At 74.5% G+C, this 16,754-nt stretch carries 16 protein-coding genes; 9 read left to right on the forward strand and 7 right to left on the reverse strand.

Translation table 11 applies throughout. The features are described from left to right. Positions 1–6: 6 nt before the first annotated feature. Positions 7–855 (reverse strand): NAD(P)H-binding protein, encoded by an 849-nt coding sequence (locus ACGFSH_RS03515; protein ID WP_393344539.1) that lies wholly within the window; start codon positions 853–855, stop codon positions 7–9. A gap of 246 nt (positions 856–1,101) precedes the next feature. Here ACGFSH_RS03515 and ACGFSH_RS03520 point away from each other — a divergent pair, with 246 nt between their 5' ends. The 3 genes from ACGFSH_RS03520 to ACGFSH_RS03530 all read left to right on the forward strand — a co-directional run bounded on the left by ACGFSH_RS03520 (position 1,102) and on the right by ACGFSH_RS03530 (position 4,564). Next, a complete protein-coding gene (locus ACGFSH_RS03520; RefSeq protein WP_393344541.1) occupies positions 1,102–1,881 on the forward strand; it encodes a TetR/AcrR family transcriptional regulator in 780 nt (259 codons plus the stop codon). 120 nt (positions 1,882–2,001) lie between these two features. Next, a complete protein-coding gene (locus ACGFSH_RS03525; protein WP_393344543.1) occupies positions 2,002–3,744 on the forward strand; it encodes an MFS transporter in 1,743 nt (580 codons plus the stop codon). A gap of 136 nt (positions 3,745–3,880) precedes the next feature. After that, complete coding sequence (locus ACGFSH_RS03530) at positions 3,881–4,564, forward strand: class I SAM-dependent methyltransferase (RefSeq protein ID WP_393344545.1); 684 nt, start codon at positions 3,881–3,883, stop codon at positions 4,562–4,564. Between the two features lie 76 nt (positions 4,565–4,640). Here the strand turns inward: ACGFSH_RS03530 and ACGFSH_RS03535 are convergent, their stop codons facing one another. Next, positions 4,641–5,273, reverse strand: a complete 633-nt coding sequence (locus tag ACGFSH_RS03535) for a response regulator (protein WP_393345464.1) — start codon at positions 5,271–5,273, stop codon at positions 4,641–4,643. A 29-nt stretch (positions 5,274–5,302) separates the two neighbouring features. After that, positions 5,303–6,856: a sensor histidine kinase gene (locus tag ACGFSH_RS03540; protein ID WP_393344547.1), complete on the reverse strand. Its 1,554-nt coding sequence runs from the start codon at positions 6,854–6,856 to the stop codon at positions 5,303–5,305. Positions 6,857–7,297: 441 nt separating this feature from the next. Here ACGFSH_RS03540 and ACGFSH_RS03545 point away from each other — a divergent pair, with 441 nt between their 5' ends. The 3 genes from ACGFSH_RS03545 to ACGFSH_RS03555 are packed head-to-tail and all read left to right on the forward strand — an operon-like array spanning position 7,298 to position 10,290. Then, the gene (locus ACGFSH_RS03545; protein ID WP_393344549.1) at positions 7,298–8,155 is read left to right on the forward strand and encodes a MaoC/PaaZ C-terminal domain-containing protein; all 858 of its coding nucleotides are present in this window, start codon (positions 7,298–7,300) and stop codon (positions 8,153–8,155) included. 41 nt (positions 8,156–8,196) lie between these two features. Continuing rightward, positions 8,197–9,273, forward strand: a complete 1,077-nt coding sequence (locus ACGFSH_RS03550) for a Zn-dependent alcohol dehydrogenase (RefSeq protein ID WP_393344551.1) — start codon at positions 8,197–8,199, stop codon at positions 9,271–9,273. Positions 9,274–9,282: 9 nt separating this feature from the next. Next, entirely contained in the window at positions 9,283–10,290 is a 1,008-nt protein-coding gene (locus tag ACGFSH_RS03555) for a 3-oxoacyl-ACP reductase (protein WP_393344553.1), read from the forward strand. Between the two features lie 117 nt (positions 10,291–10,407). Here the strand turns inward: ACGFSH_RS03555 and ACGFSH_RS03560 are convergent, their stop codons facing one another. Together ACGFSH_RS03560 and ACGFSH_RS03565 are read right to left on the reverse strand one after the other, a co-directional pair. Next, on the reverse strand, positions 10,408–10,593 hold the full coding sequence (locus tag ACGFSH_RS03560; RefSeq protein WP_393344555.1) for a hypothetical protein: 186 nt from the start codon (positions 10,591–10,593) through the stop codon (positions 10,408–10,410). 97 nt (positions 10,594–10,690) lie between these two features. After that, on the reverse strand, positions 10,691–11,866 hold the full coding sequence (locus tag ACGFSH_RS03565; RefSeq protein ID WP_393345466.1) for a hypothetical protein: 1,176 nt from the start codon (positions 11,864–11,866) through the stop codon (positions 10,691–10,693). A 350-nt stretch (positions 11,867–12,216) separates the two neighbouring features. Here ACGFSH_RS03565 and ACGFSH_RS03570 point away from each other — a divergent pair, with 350 nt between their 5' ends. The 3 genes from ACGFSH_RS03570 to ACGFSH_RS03580 are packed head-to-tail and all read left to right on the forward strand — an operon-like array spanning position 12,217 to position 15,221. Continuing rightward, complete coding sequence (locus ACGFSH_RS03570; protein WP_393344557.1) at positions 12,217–13,083, forward strand: Nif3-like dinuclear metal center hexameric protein; 867 nt, start codon at positions 12,217–12,219, stop codon at positions 13,081–13,083. Next, positions 13,080–13,823 (forward strand): zinc ribbon domain-containing protein, encoded by a 744-nt coding sequence (locus ACGFSH_RS03575; RefSeq protein WP_393345468.1) that lies wholly within the window; start codon positions 13,080–13,082, stop codon positions 13,821–13,823. Before ACGFSH_RS03570 ends, ACGFSH_RS03575 begins: the two co-directional genes overlap by 4 nt. Positions 13,824–13,847: 24 nt before the next feature. Next, entirely contained in the window at positions 13,848–15,221 is a 1,374-nt protein-coding gene (locus ACGFSH_RS03580) for a bifunctional RNase H/acid phosphatase (protein ID WP_393344559.1), read from the forward strand. Here ACGFSH_RS03580 and eda read toward each other — a convergent pair. Next, complete coding sequence (gene eda, locus ACGFSH_RS03585; RefSeq protein WP_393344561.1) at positions 15,196–15,861, reverse strand: bifunctional 4-hydroxy-2-oxoglutarate aldolase/2-dehydro-3-deoxy-phosphogluconate aldolase; 666 nt, start codon at positions 15,859–15,861, stop codon at positions 15,196–15,198. The genes ACGFSH_RS03580 and eda overlap by 26 nt on opposite strands. 105 nt (positions 15,862–15,966) lie before the next feature. Further along, positions 15,967–16,749 (reverse strand): peroxide stress protein YaaA, encoded by a 783-nt coding sequence (gene yaaA / locus ACGFSH_RS03590; protein ID WP_393344563.1) that lies wholly within the window; start codon positions 16,747–16,749, stop codon positions 15,967–15,969. Positions 16,750–16,754: the final 5 nt, after the last annotated feature.

Below are 16,754 nucleotides of genomic sequence, written 5' to 3' on the forward strand. Positions count from 1 at the left end.
CGCCGGTCAGGGCGCCGTGAAGTCGGCGATGTGGTCGGCGGCCCAGGCGGTGAAGGGGCGGGCCGGATGGCCGGTCAGTTCCTCGACATCGCGGGTGAGGGCGACGGGCCTGCCGTCCGTGGACCGCCACCAGGCGAGGAGGGCGTCGGCGTAGGCGGCCGGGATGTGCTCGGCCATCTCCTTCTTCCACTGCTCGGGGGTGATGTGCTCGTACGCGATCGCCAGGCCGGTGACGGCGCCGAGGCGGTCGATCTGCTCGGCGAACGTCAGCGACTCGGGTCCGGTGAGGGTGAAACGGCCGCCGCGGAGCCGGGGGTCGGTGAGCACGGCGCGGGCGGCCTCGGCGACGTCCTTCTCGTGGACGGGGTCGGTGTGGGCGCCCGGGAACGGCAGGGGGATGGGGTTTCCGGACCTGACGGGCCAGGCCCAGGCCGTGGCGTTGGAGGCGAAGGCGCCCGGCCGCAGGAGGGTGGTCTCGATCGGCGAGTCGAGCAGGGCGCGCTCCACGGCCAGGTGGGAGGCGGCCAGCGCGTCGTCCTCCGGCTCGGAGCCGAGCAGTCCCAGGACGCTGGAGCTGGACAGCACGACGACATGGGCGACCCCGGCCCGCTGGGCCTGCTCGGCGAAGTCGGTGACGCGTTCGGCGCTGGCGTAGAGGAAGACGGAGGTGACGCCGGCCAGCGCGACCGGGAAGGTCGCGGGGTCGGTGAGGTCGAGCGCGACCGTCTCGACGCCGGGCGGCGGGGCGAGGTCGGCGGGCCGGGCGGAGCCGACCCGCAGGGGCAGACCGTCCGCGTGCAGCAGCGCGAGCAGCTCGGTGGCGATCGCGCCGCGGCCGCCGGTGATCAGGATCATGTGGTTCCCCCTGGGGAGGTGGATGGAGCGAACGATGTTCGTGGCGAACGGTGTTCGTCGACGTTCGTCCGGCACGCTAGGAAACGAACGGTGTTCGTGTCAAAAGGTTTGCGGGGCAGGGGGCTGGTGGCGCGGCGGATTCGTTCCGGCGGAGGCCCCGGCCGGCGCCCGCCCCGGTGGGTGGCGTCCGCCCCGATCCTCGTCCGCGTCGGCCCCCCTTGCCCGTGCGCGGATACCCTCTCCTCCGTGACCCGCGTGACCTCCGAACTTCCCGAGCCGCCCGAGCCGCCCGAGGCCTCTGCGCCGTCCCTGGGCTCCGAGACGCACGCGGGGTCCGGGGCGACCGACTCGCGCTCGTCCTCCGCCGCCGGGCCGGTCAGCCGGCGTGCACGGCCCGCGAAGGCGCCTCTCAGCCGGGAGCTGATCGTGCGCACGGGGCTGGCCATCCTCGACCGCGAAGGCCTGGACGCGCTCACCATGCGCCGGGTCGCCAGGGAGCTGGACACCGGGCCCGCGTCCCTCTATGTCTATGTCGCCCACCGCGAGGACCTGATGGCGGCGATGCTGGACGAGGCGCTCGCGCTGGTCCCGCTCACCGCGCCGGGCACCTGGCGCGAGCAGTTGCGGGCCCTGGTCGCGGCGGGCGTCGAGGCGATGGGCCGGCACGAGGGGCTGGCCGCCGTCGCGCTCGGCGCGATCCCCACCGGCGACAACGCCCTGCTCGTCCTCGACCGCGTGCTCGCCCTCCTCAAACAGGGGGGAGTGGACGACGTCACCGCCGCCTGGGCCGTCGACCTCCTCTATCTCCACATGGCCGCGGCCGCCGCCGAACACAGCGCCCGCGTCTCCCGGGGCGGCGACGAGAGCGGCGCCGTGGCGGACGCCGAACGCCGGTACGCGGCCCTGCCCGCCGACCGCTACCCGACGATCACCGCGTTGCGGGCCGCCCTGTTCTCGTCCGGCGACCGGGACTCCTGGGGTCTGGACGTGCTGCTGAACGGCATCCTGGGGACGCCGGCCCGCTGAGCGGTTGCGTCAAGAGAAGACAAAGAAATCGTTAGTACGCCGAAGCATCGGAATAGTTGCCCGTGCATACAGGTTCAGCTCCCATGTAATCGCCGAACCACCGCCCGGAGGCACCTCCTCATGACGCACACGACCACCGATCGGCCGACCCGCGAGGCGAGCGGAGCCGTGGTACCGGTCCTCGCCTTCGCGGGCATCGTGGTCGCGGTGATGCAGACCCTGCTGGTCCCCGTCATCAAGGACCTGCCGCAGCTCCTGGGCACCGCGCCCAGCAACGCCACCTGGGTCCTGACCTCGACCCTGCTGTCGGGGGCCGTGGCCACCCCGATCATGGGCCGCCTCGGCGACCTGTTCGGCAAGCGGCGCATGCTGATAGCCAGCCTCGCCGTGATGGTCGTCGGCGCGCTGGTCAGCGCGCTCACCAGCGACCTGCTCACCATGATCGCCGGGCGCACCCTCCAGGGCTTCGCCATGGGCGCGATCCCGCTCGGCATCGGCCTGATGCGGGACATGCTGCCCCGCGAGAAGCTCGGCTCGGCCATGGCCCTGATGAGCTCCTCGATCGGCGTCGGCGGCGGCCTCGCCCTGCCGCTCGCGGCCCTGATCGCCCAGCACGCCGACTGGCACGCCCTGTTCTACGGCGCGGCCGGCCTCGGCGTCCTCGCCATCGTCCTCACCCTCCTCGTCGTCCCCGAGTCGCCGGCGCGCGCCGAGGGCACCTTCGACGTCGCCGGCGCGATCGGCCTCTCCATCGGTCTCGTCCTCTTCCTGCTGCCGATCACCAAGGGCAGCGACTGGGGCTGGACCTCCGGCACCACCCTGGGCCTGTTCGCCGCCGCCGCCGTCGTCCTCGTCCTGTGGGGCGTGATGGAGCTGCGCGTGAAGGCGCCGCTGGTCGACCTGCGCACCACGGCCCGTCCGGCCGTCCTGTTCACCAACCTGGCCTCGATCATGGTCGGCGTCTCGTTCTACGTCGTCTCCCTGGTCCTGCCGCAGCTGCTCCAGCTCCCGAAGGCCACCGGCTACGGCCTCGGCCAGTCGATGGTCGTCGCAGGACTGCTGGTCGCGCCGCTCGGCCTGACGATGATGATCACCGCGCCCGTCTACGCCCGGCTGTCCGCCAGGTACGGCCCCAAGTTCACCCTGATCCTGGGCATGCTGATCATCGCGATCGGCTACGGCGCGGGCCTCGGGCTGATGAGCGCCGCCTGGCAGAGCCTCGTCATCGCGGTCGTCCTCGGAGCGGGCATCGGCCTCGCCTACTCCTCGCTGCCCGCGCTGATCGTCGGCGCGGTCCCGGCCTCCGAGACCGGCGCGGCCAACGGCCTCAACACCCTGATGCGCTCCATCGGCACGTCGGTGTCCAGCGCCGTCATCGGCATGGTACTGGCCAACACGGCGAACGACGTCGGCGGTGTCGCCGTCCCGACCATGCACGGCTTCCGCGTGTCCTTCCTGATCGCCACGGCAGCCGTGGCGGTGGGCCTCGTCCTCGCCCTGTTCCTGCCCCGGCAGCAGCGCCCGTCGGCCGTGCCGCAGCTGCGCGCCAGCAGCGAGGAGGACGCCAACCTGGAGCGCGCCGAGGAGGCCCTGCGGGGCTTCCGCGGCCGGGTCCTGGACGCCGGCGGAGCTCCGGTCGCCCGCGCCAAGGTCACCCTCATCGACCGTCGCGGCCGCCAGGCGGGCGCGACCCTCTCGCAGGAGGACGGCAGCTACGCCCTCGCGGTCCCGGCCCAGGGCGCCTACGTCCTCGCCGCGAAGGCCGCGGGACACGGCCCGCTCGCCAGCTCCGCGACCCACGCGGGCGACGAGCGGCCCGTCGACCTGGACCTGGCCCTGCCGGGCGAGACGGTCAACGCCTGACCGTCCCGGCGCGCCGGGGACGGTGAACGCCGTCCGGCAGTCCTGGTCCCCCTCCTTTCCGCACCCCCTGTCGCGACGGCGCCGGGGGGTGCGGCAGCATGGGCGCCCACACCCCCGTACCACCGGAAGGACCCCCATGACCGCGACCCCCGCGACCGTTGCGCCCGAGCGCGAGATCCTGGCCGCGTTCGAGGCGGCCAAGGGATTCATGCCCGTGGACGAGGGACTCGCGCTTTACGCGGCCGCGGTCGAGGCGGGCGGGCTCGGGCTGCCGCTGCTGGAGGTCGGCACCTACTGCGGACGGTCCACGATCCTGCTCGCGGACGCCGCCCGCCGGGCCGGGGTGAGCGCCCTGACGCTCGACCACCACCGGGGCAGCGAGGAGCAGCAGCCCGGCTGGGAGTACCACGACCCGGAGACGGTCGACCCGCAGATCGGCCTGATGGACACGCTGCCCGCCTTCCGCCGGACGCTGCACCGGGCGGGCCTGGAGGAACACGTGGTCGCGCTCGTCGGACGGTCGCCGCAGATCGCCGCGTTCTGGAACTCGCCCCTCGGGCTCGTCTTCGTGGACGGCGGCCACACCGACGAGCACGCGAGCGCCGACTACGAGGGCTGGGCCCCGCACGTCGCCGAGAACGGACTCCTCGTCATCCACGACGTGTTCCCGGACCCGGTCGACGAGTTCACCGGCCAGGCCCCCTACCGCGTCTACCTGCGCGCCCTGGAGTCCGGAGCCTTCACCGAGGTCTCGGCCACCGGCTCGCTGCGCGTGCTGCGCCGCACGGGCGGCGCGGTCGCCGAGGCGGCCGGACTGTAGGGCGCGCGCGGCCTGTCCGTCGGGTGCCGCCGGTAGTCCGCCGCCCGCTGCCCGCTGCCCGTCTCGCGGCCCGGGCCTACAGCCAGCCCTGCTGCCGGGCCTCGCGCATCGCCTCCATGCGGTTGCGCGTGCCCGTCTTGCCGATGGCGGAGGACAGGTAGTTGCGGACGGTGGACTCCGACAGGTGCAGCCTCGTGGCGATGTCGGCGACCGTCGCGCCGTCGACGGACGCCTTCAGGACGTCGCGCTCACGGGCGGTCAGCGGATTGGGACCGGCGCTCAGCGCGGCCGCGGCCAGCGCCGGGTCGACGACCGTCTCGCCGGTCAGCACCCGGCGGATCGCCGCCGCCAGCTCCTCCACGGGACCGTCCTTGACCAGGAAGCCCGCCGCCCCGGCCTCCATCGCCCGGCGCAGGTAGCCGGGCCGGCCGAACGTCGTCAGGATCAGCACCCGGCAGTCGGGGGCCTGTTCGCGCAGTTCGGCGGCCGCGTCCAGACCGCTCATGCCGGGCAGTTCGATGTCGAGGAGAGCGATGTCGGGGCGGTGCAGGAGGGCCGCGTCGACGATCGCGTCGCCGGCGCCCACCTGGGCGACCACCTCGATGTCGGGTTCGAGGCCCAGCAGCAGGGCCAGCGCGCCGCGCATCATCCCCTGGTCCTCCGCGAGCAGCACCCTGATCGACTTGGCGGGGCGGTGAGGGCGGGGCATCTCGTTCACGGGCCCGCCCGGCGTCTCGTTCACGGCCCAAGGTTAGGGCCGACGGCGACGGACGGCACCGTGCCGACGGAATCCGGCGCCGCGGACGATGCCGCCTCGCCCCGCTTCCCGTCCCGGCCCGCCCCGCCGTCCACCGCCCGGCCCGCGTCCCCGCCGGCGCTGCCGGTGCCGGTGCCGGTGCCGTCCGGGTCGCCGTCCGTCGTCGTGCTGCCGTCCACCCTGATTCCCGCCGTCAGACCACTGCGCGACCCGGCCTGAGGTCCTGCCGGGGGCCCCTCCGCCGGTTCGACCGGCAGTTCCGCCGTGACCGTGAAGCCGCCGCGCGGGTCCGGGCCCGCCGTCAGGGAGCCGCCCGCCGCCGCGAGGCGCTCGCGCAGGCCGGTCAGGCCGGTGCCGCCGACCGGGGCGCGGCCGTCGTCGCCGGTCACGTCCGGCCGGCCGCGGCCGTCGTCCGTGATCGTCAGCCGGATCCGACCCGGGGCGGCCGCGAGTGTGATCAGGCACCGGGTCGCGCCGCTGTGCCGGACGACGTTGGTGACCGCCTCGCGCACCACCCAGCCCAGCAGCGCCGAACTCTGCGGGTCCGGCGGCGGACCGGACCGGGTCACCGACGGGTCGACGCCCGCCGCCGTGAGCGCCGAGCGGGCCCGGTCCAGCTCGCCGGCCAGGCTTCCCTCGCGATAGCCGGTGACCGCCTCCCGGATCTCGGTCAGCGCCTGGCGGCCGACCGCCTCGATGTCTGTCACCTGGGCGAGGGCCGCGTCCATGTCACGCGGGGCCAGACGCCGGGCCGCCTCCGACTTCACCACGATCACCGAGAGGGTGTGGCCGAGCAGGTCGTGCAGATCGCGCGAGAAGCGCAGCCGCTCCTCCTCCACCGCCCGGCGGGCCAGCTCCTCGCGGGCCGCGCGCAGCTCCCGCACGGCCTCCGAGAGGGAGAGGATCGCGGCCGTCACCATCGTCGAGATCCAGGTGGCGTAGGCGATCGTCAGGCCGTCCCAGCCGTCGTGGAAGGCCGAGACCACCCCCGCCACCACGGCCAGCGCGGTCCCGATGCCGCGCAGGTGCGGGCCGCGCAGGGCCGCGCCCGTCGCGAGGCCCAGCAGCGGGAAGAACAGCAGCCAGCTGTCGCCGTAGGCGAGCGCGAGACCGCAGGTCACCAGGGCCATCAAGGCCAGCGCCGCCCGGGTGGAGGCCGCCCGCCGGGTCTCCTTCACGAAGGAGCGGAACGAGACGTAGATGTAGAGGGAGTTGAACGTCAGCAGGCCGAGGCCGCCGATCCACGGGTTCGGGGTCTCGCCGTGGAACAGGTTGGAGATGGCGCCCATCCCCATCAGCAGCCACGGCATCAGCGTGAAGCCGCTGGCCGGCGGGCCCGCCTCGTCGTCGGCGATCCGCCCTGCCGGGCGGCCGCGCCCGTCTCCCGCTTCGTGGACCGCCCGGTACCGCTCCTTGAGGTCCTCCTTGTCGGCCTTCCACTGCCGCTGCTGCTCCCGGGCCTGCCGGAAGGCCGAGCGCCAGGCGGCCCGTCGGCACGCCTGCGCCCGCCGCCAGTCCTCGAACGACCTTGTCATGGTCCCGTCCCCGTTTCCGTCTCCCGTGTCCACCGCACCCGTGCTGTGCGGCCGGTCCCGACGCTACGGTCCCGGGCCCTGACGCGGCAGGGCCGGGACGTACGGGCCCGGCCGGTACAAATGTCACCGGCGGCGCCGGCCCCCGGACCCGGCGGGAGAGCATGCCGGAGACATGCTGGGGAAGCTTGATTCTGACGTACCGTCAGCTGTCGCCCGTCGGGTCTCTTCACAAGTGCAGAGGGCTCGGCTATACAGGGGATCGCCGCACTGGAACGCGTTCTAGATCTGTTCCCCGTTCCGCGGATCCGTTCCCGTTCCGCGGGGGACGGAGGACGCAGGACGCGGTCCGCGGCCCGTGGCGACCTCGGTGCGGCCGATCGGTGCGGACGGCCGTGCCGAGGTCTCGACACGATCCGAGCGATCCGAGCGATCAGGAGCCCCATGCCCATCGACGCAGCCAAGGCGCTCGCCGCCGAGCCCCGGACCGGCGAGATCGCCTGGGACCGCCGGGACGTCCAGCTGTACCACCTCGGCATCGGCGCGGGCGTCCCCGCCACCGACCCCGACGAACTGCGGTACACGCTGGAGTCGCGCCTGCACGTCCTGCCGAGCTTCGCCACGGTCGCGGGGTCCGGATCGCCCGGGGTGATCAGCGGACTGTCCATGCCCGGCGTCGAGGTCGACCTCACCCGCGTCCTCCATGGCGGCCAGCGCCTGGAGATCCACCGCCCCCTCCCGGTCGAGGGCCGCGCCACCGCCACCGGGCGCATCGCGGCCGTGTACGACAAGGGCAAGGCCGCCGTCCTCGTCATGCGGACCGAGGTCGCCGACGCGGACGGACCGCTGTGGACCAACGACGCGCAGATCTACGTCCGCGGCGAGGGCGGCTGGGGCGGCGACCGCGGCCCCTCCGCCCGGCCCGGCCCGCCCGCCGGTGATCCCGACAAGGAGGTGGAGCGGGCCGTCCGCGAGGACCAGGCGCTCCTCTACCGCCTCTCCGGCGACTACAACCCGCTGCACGCCGACCCGGACTTCGCGAAGTCCGCCGGGTTCGACCGGCCCATTCTGCACGGCCTGTGCACCTACGGGATCACGCTCAAGGCGGTCGTCGACACGCTGCTCGACGGGGACGTCAGCCGGGTGCGCGGGTACGCGACGCGGTTCGCCGGGGTGGTCTTCCCGGGGGAGACCCTGCGCATCCGGATGTGGCGCGGCGAGGGGTCGGTCCGGGTGACGGTCGGCGCCGTGCAGCGGGACGACGCGCCGGTCCTCGTCGACACGGTCGTCGAGCACGCCTGAGCACCGCAGCCGCCACCGCAGGAACAGAGGGGAGCCGCGTCATGCGCGCAGCCGTACTGCACGAGATCGGTCAGGACAAGCTGGAGGTCCTCGACGACGTCGAGGCGGTGGGCTTCGGCCCCGGCCGGGTCAGGATCCGGGTGCGGGCCACCGGGCTGTGCCACTCGGACCTCTCCGCTATGAGCGGGGTGCTGCCGCAGCCCGCGCCGTTCGTGCCCGGTCACGAGGGCGCGGGCGAGATCCTGGAGGTCGGGGAGGGGGTCACCCGGGTGAAGCCCGGCGACCGGGTGGTCGTCTGCTGGCTGCCGGCCTGCGGAGCGTGCCCCGCGTGCAGGCGCGGCCAGACCGAACTGTGCCTGGCCGGGTTCATGAACGCGGGCACGCCCAACTTCCGCCGCCCCGGCGGGGACGTCTTCGGCTTCGCCGGCACCGGGACCTTCGCCGAGGAGGTCGTCGTCGACGCCGGCTGCGCGGTCCCCATCCCCGACGACGTCCCCTTCGACATCGCCGCCCTCATCGGATGCGGGGTGACGACCGGACTGGGCGCCGCGCTCAACACGGCGGACGTGGAGGCCGGTTCGTCGGTCGCCGTCATCGGCTGCGGGGGCGTCGGCATCTCCGCGATCCAGGGCGCGCGGCTCAAGGGCGCCGCCGAGATCGTCGCCGTCGACCCGGTCGCCTCACGGCGGGAGGCCGCGCTGAACTTCGGCGCCACGAAGGCCGTTTCGCCTGAGGAGCTGCCCGGCGCCAAGCAACTCGTCACGGGCGGGGAGGGGTTCGACTACGTCTTCGAGGTCGTCGGCCGCTCCTCGACCGCGCGCACCGCCTACGAGAACACCCGGCGCGGCGGCACCCTCGTCGTGGTCGGCGCGGGCGCCATGGACGACTGCCTCCAGCTCAACATGTTCGAGCTGTTCTTCGACGAGAAGCGGATCCTGCCGTCGATGTACGGCGGCGGCGACGTCCTGCGCTCCTACGAGCGGACGATCTCCCTGTGGCGGGCCGGCCGGATCGACCTGTCGGGCCTGATCACCCACCGGGTGGCGCTCGCCGAGATCAACGAGGCCCTCGACCAGATGCGTACCGGGGCCGCGCTCCGTACGTGCATCGAGATCTGAGGCCGCCGCATGTCCGAGCACACGCCCCACGGTGTCCCGACGGACCCGTCCCCTCGTGACTCCCGCGTCTCCCGGCCGCTGGAGGGGCTGTCGGCGATCGTCACCGGCGCCGGGCGCGGGCTCGGCCGCGCCGAGGCGCTGGAACTGGCCCGGCTGGGCGCGTCCGTCGTCGTCAACGACTTCGGGCAGTCCGGCCGCGACGGCTCGGGCGAGGCGTCGGCCGGTCCCGCCGAGGAGGTGGCCCGCGAGATCCGGGAGGCGGGCGGCGCCGCGCTCGCCCACACCGGGGACGTCGCCGACTTCGCCCAGGCCCGGCAGCTCGTCGAGACGGCGATCGCCGGGTTCGGCAAGCTCGACGTCCTCGTCAACAACGCGGGCATCCTGCGCGACCGCATGGTCTTCTCGATGGCCGAGGAGGAGTGGGACGCGGTCGTCCGGGTCCACCTCAAGGGCCACTTCAACACGACCCGGTTCGCCGCCGCGCACTGGCGCGAGCGGTCCAAGGCGTCGGGTGCGCCGGTGTACGGACGGATCGTGAACACCTCGTCGGAGGCGTTCCTCGCCGGGTCGGCCGGACAGCCCAACTACGCCGCGGCCAAGGGCGGGATCGTCGGGCTGACGACGTCCACGGCGCTCGCGCTCGCCAAGTACGGCGTGACGGCCAACGTCATCTGCCCGCGCGCCCGCACCCGGATGACCGAGGACGTCTTCGCCGGGCTGTCCGGACCCGAGGGCGGCGGGCTCGACCCGCTCGCCCCCGAGCATGTCGCCCCGCTGGTCGGCTATCTGGCCTCGCCCGCCGCCGCTCGGATCAACGGGCAGCTGCTGGTGGTGCACGGCGGCATGGTCGCCGTCGTCGAACGGCCGCGTGTACGCGCGAAGTTCGACAGCAAGGAGGACACGTTCGGCTTCGAGGAGCTGGACGCCGTGCTCGGCGCGCACTTCGCGCAGCGCCCGCCCGGGGAGACGTTCGCGGCGGCGGAGGTGCTGGGCCTGCGCCGCGGCGACGGCACGTAGCACCTGCGCCGAGGCGGTCGCGCCACACGGGGGCGTGAGGGTGGGGGGGCGCGCATGCGGAAGGGGCTCCGGCCGTCCTTGGACGGCCGGAGCCCCTTCGGTGCGCCTGAGACGCCGTCAGACGGTCGCCTCTGCCCTGTCGTCGGCCCAGTTCTCGGTCCTGGGCTCAGCGGCCGGCTTGCGGTGCCGGCCGTGCGGTGCCGCGTCGCCGTCCTGGGACGAGACCGGGCCCCGGTGCCGGCCGTGACCGGCCGTGTCCACGGAATCTGCGGACGGCGGCCGCATCGTACTGGTGTCGTTCATCGGAAAAGTTCACCCCGTCAACATGATCTTTCTTTACAGCCGGGCGATTTTATCCAGCACACCTCGGGGCGAATCCAGGCGGCCACGCCAACCGCAGCTACTTCGTTACAAGGCCGCCCAGCGGGGCCTGTTGCAGGGGGATCGGACGGGGTGCGCAGGCCGTCGCCGGCATCGGCCCGGCCCCTTCCGCCGAGGCCGCGGACCCGTCTTCGGCGTCGGAGTCGGGCGGGGGCGCGACGGGCACGGACAGCGGCGCCACACCGCAGGGCTCGGCCCCGGTGGCGTACGGCAGCCGCAGCACGCCCTCCGGCGTCCACAGCCCACTGCCCGTCAGCCATCCCTCGGGAGCGGCGAGTTGCAGCAGACGGCGTTCGCCGGGGCGCCAGACGCCGACCCAGGCGCCGAAGGGGCCGTCGATGCGCAGCGCCACCGCGCAGGCCTCCGGCAGCAGCATCTGGCCCGGCTGGATCGCGAACGGGGTGAGCACCAGGTCGGGCAGCCGCAGGCACTCCGGGAAGCGGACCGGCAGCGTGCTGCCGAGAACCCCCCAGCCCAGCCGGGTCTCGCCCGGGGAGGGGGCGTCCGAGGCGATGAGCAGCAGGCCGCTGTCGGGGTCGGCCAGCAGCAGCCGGTCGTCGCTGTCGGCGGCGATCTGCAACAGGGGGGACACCTCGCCACCGCGCTCCAGGTCCACCACGACGGTCTTCGTCCGGCCGGCGACCTCCCGGTCCAGCGCGAGCATGCGGCCCGTACGGTCCAGCCAGACGCCGCCGGAGCAGCGGCCGGGGATCTCGGCGAGGTGCTCGGGGCCGAAGGAACCGCCCGCCACCAGCCACACGGCCGTCGTGCGGGGGCCGACGGCGAGGGCGTACGCCCGCTCGCCGCAGGGGGCCGGCGGCAGCAGGCGCAGCACGCTCCCCTCGTCGGGGCACTCGACCGCGCCCAGCGCGAGCTCGCCCGTGCCCGGACCGGTGGGATACAGCAGGGAGAAGGCGTGCCGCCCGTCCGTGAACCGCCGGATGAGGACCCGGCCGTCGGCCATCGGGTGCACCTGCGTGCCGGGCTCCTCCGGCTGGTTGCCGGGCAGGGGCACGGCGTAGGGCTCGGGGCCGTCCAGCGTCCAGCGCTCCGGGAACCAGGAGTCGCCGTCGCCGCCTCGGGCGAGGCGGGCGGCATAGGCGCCGTTCGCCGTGATCACGCAGTCCCCGTGCGGGGGCGCGGGCTCGGGGATCCGGCCGTCCGCCGCGGCGGTCTCGATCGCACGGGCCGCCATCGGCGCCGGCAGCGGCATCGTCGGCATCGGCATCGTGATGTCACCTCCGGCGACGAAGCTAGTTTTCGCACGTGCGGGCGTGGGACCCGTGAGCAGCCTTCTTCCCTCGAAGGAGTGGCGCAGAAGCGATTCGCCTGAGGTCGGAGCGGCGGGTATGCATCGCCGGGCCCCCTCCGCCGGGCCCACCGCCGGCCCCTCGGCCGGAGGCGCCCCACCCGCCTCCCGCCCCCTCGGGCTCCCGTGCTCCGGCACGGTGCGGTGGGACCGGGCGGGAAACGGCGGGCCGGTTCTCCGGAGGAGGGCGGTACGGGCGGTACGGGTGCGCAGAGGGGACAGGTAGCCTTTTGCCCGTGCCCCGTCTGTCTGAAGTCATCGCCGCGCTCGAGACCCTGTGGCCCGCCGAACGGGCCGAGTCCTGGGACGCGGTCGGCACGGTCGTGGGCGATCCCGGGCAGGAGGTCTCCCGGGTGCTGTTCGCGGTCGACCCCGTCCAGGAGATCGCCGAGGAGGCCGTGAGGCTCGGCGCCGACCTGCTCGTCACCCACCACCCTCTGTATCTGCGCGGGACGACGACCGTCGCGGCGTCCACCTTCAAGGGCCGCGTCGTGCACACCCTCATCAAGAACGACGTCGCCCTGCACGTCGCCCACACCAACGCCGACACCGCCGACCCCGGAGTCAGCGACGCCCTTGCCGGCGCCCTCGGCCTGCGGGTCGTGGGCCCCCTGGTGCCGGACCCGACCGACGGCGAGGGCCGTCGCGGCCTCGGGCGCGTCTGCGAACTCGACCACCCGGTCACCGTCCGCGAACTCGCCGCCCGCGCCGCCGAGCGGCTGCCCGCCACCGCGCAGGGCATCCGCGTGGCAGGCGACCCGGAGGCGCTCGTGCGGACCGTGGCCGTCAGTGGCGGCTCCGGCGACAGCCTCTTCGGGCAGGTCCGCGCGGCCGGCGTCGACGCCTTCCTCACCGCGGACCTGCGCCACCACCCGGTGTCCGAGTTCGTCGCGGCCGGCGCCCACAGTCCTCTCGCGCTGCTCGACGCGGCGCACTGGGCCACCGAGTGGCCCTGGTGCGAGCTGGCCGCATCCCAGCTCGACGAGATCTCCGACCGGCGGGGATGGGACCTCAGGGTCCACGTCTCCCGCACGGTCACCGACCCCTGGACCGCCCACGCGGCGTCCGACCCCACCTCTAGCTCAACGGGAGCCCCCAACTGAACGCCGAGCCCGCCGACCAGATCCGACTCCTCGACGTCCAGGCCCTCGACGTCCGTCTGCAGCAACTCGCGCACAAGCGCAGGTCCCTGCCCGAGCACGCCGAGATCGAGTCGCTGACCAAGGACCTCACGCAGCTGCGCGACCTCCTCGTCGCCGCGCAGACCGAGGAGGGCGACACCGCCCGCGAGCAGACCAAGGCCGAGCAGGACGTCGACCAGGTGCGCCAGCGCGCCGCCCGCGACCAGCAGCGCCTGGACTCCGGCGCCGTCACCTCCCCCAAGGACCTGGAGAACCTCCAGAAGGAGATCGTCTCCCTCGCCAAGCGCCAGGGGGACCTGGAGGACGTCGTCCTGGAGGTCATGGAGCGCCGCGAGAGCGCCCAGGAGCGGGTCGCCGAGCTGACCGAGCGGGTCGGCGCCGTCCAGGGGAAGATCGACGACGCCACCGCGCGCCGGGACGCGGCCTTCGAGGAGCTCGACGGCGAGGCGGCCACCGTGACGAAGGACCGCGAGGTCATCGCCGCGACCGTCCCCGCCGATCTGCTCAAGCTCTACGACAAGCTGCGCGAGCAGCAGGGCGGCATCGGCGCGGCCAAGCTCTACCAGCGCACCTGCCAGGGCTGCCGCCAGGAGCTGGCGATCACCGACATCAACGACATCCGCGCGGCCGCGCCGACCACGGTCGTCCGCTGCGAGAACTGCCGCCGCATCCTGGTGCGCACGTCCGAGTCCGGCCTGTAGCCGCGCCGCTGAGAGGCTTGTTCCGTGCGGGAGTTCATCGTCGAGGCGGACGGCGGGTCACGGGGCAACCCGGGGCCCGCGGGCTACGGCAGCGTGGTGATCGACGCGGCGACGGGGGAGACCCTCGCCGAGCGCGCCGAGTACATCGGCGTCGCCACCAACAACGTCGCCGAGTACCGGGGGCTGCTGGCCGGGCTGCGGGCCGCCCGTGAACTCGACCCGTCGGCGCGGGTTCGCGTGCGCATGGACTCCAAGCTGGTCGTCGAGCAGATGTCGGGCCGCTGGAAGATCAAGCACCCCGACATGAAACCGCTCGCCGCGGAGGCGGCCCGCGTACTGCCGGCCGCGCAGGTCTCCTACGAGTGGATCCCGCGCGAGCAGAACAAGCACGCCGACCGGCTGGCCAACGAGGCCATGGACGCGGGCAAGCGGGGCGAGCAGTGGGACGCCGGCGCGTCGAGGGCCGCGCTCGGCCCCCGGACCGCCGCGGCCCCGCCCGCTCCCGAGCCGTCCGGGCCGCCCGGCGACGCCGCCGCGGGCGCGGCCAGGGCCCGCGAGGCGCTGACCCGGACCCGCCGCGCCCCCGACGCCGCGCCCCGGCCCGCCGCCTCCGACGACGCTGCCGCCACGTCCGACGTCCGCGCCGCCGGCACGGTCGCCGCCACCACCCCCGGTGTCCCCGCCGCCACCACCCCCGGCGTCCCCGCCGTCACCACGTCCGGTGTCCCCGCCGCCGAGGCGCCCACCGTCGGCTGGGGCGCGGCACCCGACCTCGGGGCGCCCGCGACCTTCGTCCTCCTGCGGCACGGCGAGACGCCGCTCACCCCGCAGAAGCGGTTCTCCGGCAGCGGCGGCTCGGACCCCTCGCTCTCGGACGTCGGCCGGGAGCAGGCCGAACGGGTCGCCGCCGCGCTCGCCCGCCGGGGCACCGTGCAGCACGTCCTGGCCTCCCCGCTGGCCCGCGCACGGGAGACCGCGGCCGTGGTCGCGGCCCGTCTCGGGCTGGACGTCACCGTCGACGACGGGCTGGTCGAGACGGACTTCGGCGCCTGGGAGGGACTGACCTTCGGCGAGGTCCGCGAGCGCTACCCCGACGACCTGAACGCCTGGCTGGCCGACCCGGAGGCCGAGCCGACCGGCGGCGGCGAGAGCTTCGCGGCGACCGCCGTGCGCATCGCGGCCGCCCGCGACAGACTGGCCGCGGCCTACGCGGGCCGCACGGTCCTGCTGGTCACCCACGTGACCCCGATCAAGACGTTCGTCCGCCTCGCCCTCGGCGCCCCGCCCGCGTCCCTGTTCCGCATGGAGCTGTCGGCCGCGTCGCTGTCGGCGGTGGCCTACTTCGCGGACGGCAACGCCAGCGTCCGCCTGTTCAACGACACGTCCCACCTGCGCTGAGCCGGGAGGCGGCACGCGCCAGGCCTTCGATCCGGGACCAGTCCCGCGCCGCGACCGCCTCCGCCGGGACCATCCAACTCCCGCCCACCCGGCAGACGTTGGGCAGGGCGAGGTACTCGGGCGCGTTGTCCGGGCCGATGCCGCCCGTCGGGCAGAAGCGGGCCTGCGGGAGCGGCCCGGCGAGCGAGCGCAGATAGCCGGTCCCGCCCGCCGCCTGCGCCGGGAAGAACTTCATGTCCCGCACACCGCGTTCCAGCAGGGCGACGACCTCCGACGTGGTCGACACCCCGGGCAGGAAGGGCAGCCCGCACGCGCGCATCGCCGTCAGCAGGACGTCCGTCCAGCCGGGGCTCACCAGGAAGCGCGCCCCGGCCCGCGCGCACGCCGTCACCTGCTCCGGCGAGATCACCGTCCCCGCCCCCACCACCGCCTCGGGGACCGACCCGGAGATCTCCCGGATCGCGTCGAGCGCGGCCGGCGTCCGCAGCGTCACCTCGATCGCGGGCAGACCGCCCGCCACCAGCGCCCGCGCCAGCGGCACGGCGTCGCCGGCGTCCTCGACGACCACCACGGGCACCACCGCGGCCGGGGCGAGATCCAGCACCGAGGCAGGCGGCGGCAGGGGCACGGGTGAGGTCATGCGCCTCATCCTGCCGCCGTGCTGCACCCTCCGCAAAGACCATTGCATATGCTGCAACGCGTGGCGAGGAACGCCTCGGCGGACGTCACCCGACGTCCGCGGCCGTCAGTGGATCTCGTCCACCAGGACGTCCAGCGACCACGCGGTCCCCGGACGCGCCGGGGCGTGCTCCTCGACCGTGTAGCCCAGATCCCGCAGGGCCTCCACCAGCTCGGCCGGGCCCTTGGGCGCGATCCCCGCCGTGAGCAGGGCGCGGACGATCCGCCCCTTGGTCGCCTTGTTGAAGTGGCTGACGACCTTGCGGGTCGGCGCGTGCAGGACCCGCACGCCGGCCGTCCGCTCCGCGATCTCGCCCTTCGGCTTCCACGCCGCCGCGTACGCCGCCGACCGCAGATCCAGCACCAGCCCGTTCCCGGCGGTCTCGGGCAGCACGGCCGCCATCGGCGCACGCCAGTGCGCGCCCAGCGCCCCGAGGCCCGGCAGCCGCACGCCCATGGAGCACCGGTACGAGGGGATCCGGTCCGTCACCCGGACCGCGCCCCACAGCCCCGAGAACACGAGCAGCGACCTGGCCGCGCGCCGCTTCGCCGCGGCGTCCAGGGAGGCCAGGCCGAGGGCGTCGTACAGGACGCCCGTGTAGATCTCCCCGGCGGGCCGGGCGCCGGCGGTGCGCAGCCGGGTGTTCTTCGCGACCTCGCCGCGCAGCCCCTCGCTCAGCCCCAGCACCTCGCACGCCTTGTCCTCGTCGGCGGCGCACAGCTCCACCAGCTCCTCCAGGACCGCCTCGCGGGCGGGGCCCAGCCCGGGCAGCGAGAGCCCTTCCGGCTTGAGCGGGGCGCCGCGTCCGGAGGACGCCTTGCCTTCGGAGGGCGGCAGCAGGACCAGCACGGGAC

Source organism: Streptomyces sp. NPDC048481 (assembly GCF_043200075.1).
In the GTDB taxonomy this organism is placed as follows: Bacteria; Actinomycetota; Actinomycetes; order Streptomycetales; family Streptomycetaceae; genus Streptomyces.

Excerpts from the sequence above, each read along its gene's own strand:
- ACGFSH_RS03515 (WP_393344539.1), bottom strand. The coding sequence starts at position 855 with ATGATCCTGATCACCGGCGGCCGCGGCGCGATCGCCACCGAGCTGCTC.
- ACGFSH_RS03525 (WP_393344543.1), top strand. The coding sequence starts at position 2,002 with ATGACGCACACGACCACCGATCGGCCGACCCGCGAGGCGAGCGGAGCC.
- ACGFSH_RS03530 (WP_393344545.1), top strand. The coding sequence starts at position 3,881 with ATGACCGCGACCCCCGCGACCGTTGCGCCCGAGCGCGAGATCCTGGCC.
- ACGFSH_RS03535 (WP_393345464.1), bottom strand. The coding sequence starts at position 5,273 with ATGCCCCGCCCTCACCGCCCCGCCAAGTCGATCAGGGTGCTGCTCGCG.
- ACGFSH_RS03540 (WP_393344547.1), bottom strand. The coding sequence starts at position 6,856 with ATGACAAGGTCGTTCGAGGACTGGCGGCGGGCGCAGGCGTGCCGACGG.
- ACGFSH_RS03545 (WP_393344549.1), top strand. The coding sequence starts at position 7,298 with ATGCCCATCGACGCAGCCAAGGCGCTCGCCGCCGAGCCCCGGACCGGC.
- ACGFSH_RS03550 (WP_393344551.1), top strand. The coding sequence starts at position 8,197 with ATGCGCGCAGCCGTACTGCACGAGATCGGTCAGGACAAGCTGGAGGTC.
- ACGFSH_RS03555 (WP_393344553.1), top strand. The coding sequence starts at position 9,283 with ATGTCCGAGCACACGCCCCACGGTGTCCCGACGGACCCGTCCCCTCGT.
- ACGFSH_RS03560 (WP_393344555.1), bottom strand. The coding sequence starts at position 10,593 with ATGAACGACACCAGTACGATGCGGCCGCCGTCCGCAGATTCCGTGGAC.
- ACGFSH_RS03565 (WP_393345466.1), bottom strand. The coding sequence starts at position 11,866 with ATGGCGGCCCGTGCGATCGAGACCGCCGCGGCGGACGGCCGGATCCCC.
- eda (WP_393344561.1), bottom strand. The coding sequence starts at position 15,861 with ATGACCTCACCCGTGCCCCTGCCGCCGCCTGCCTCGGTGCTGGATCTC.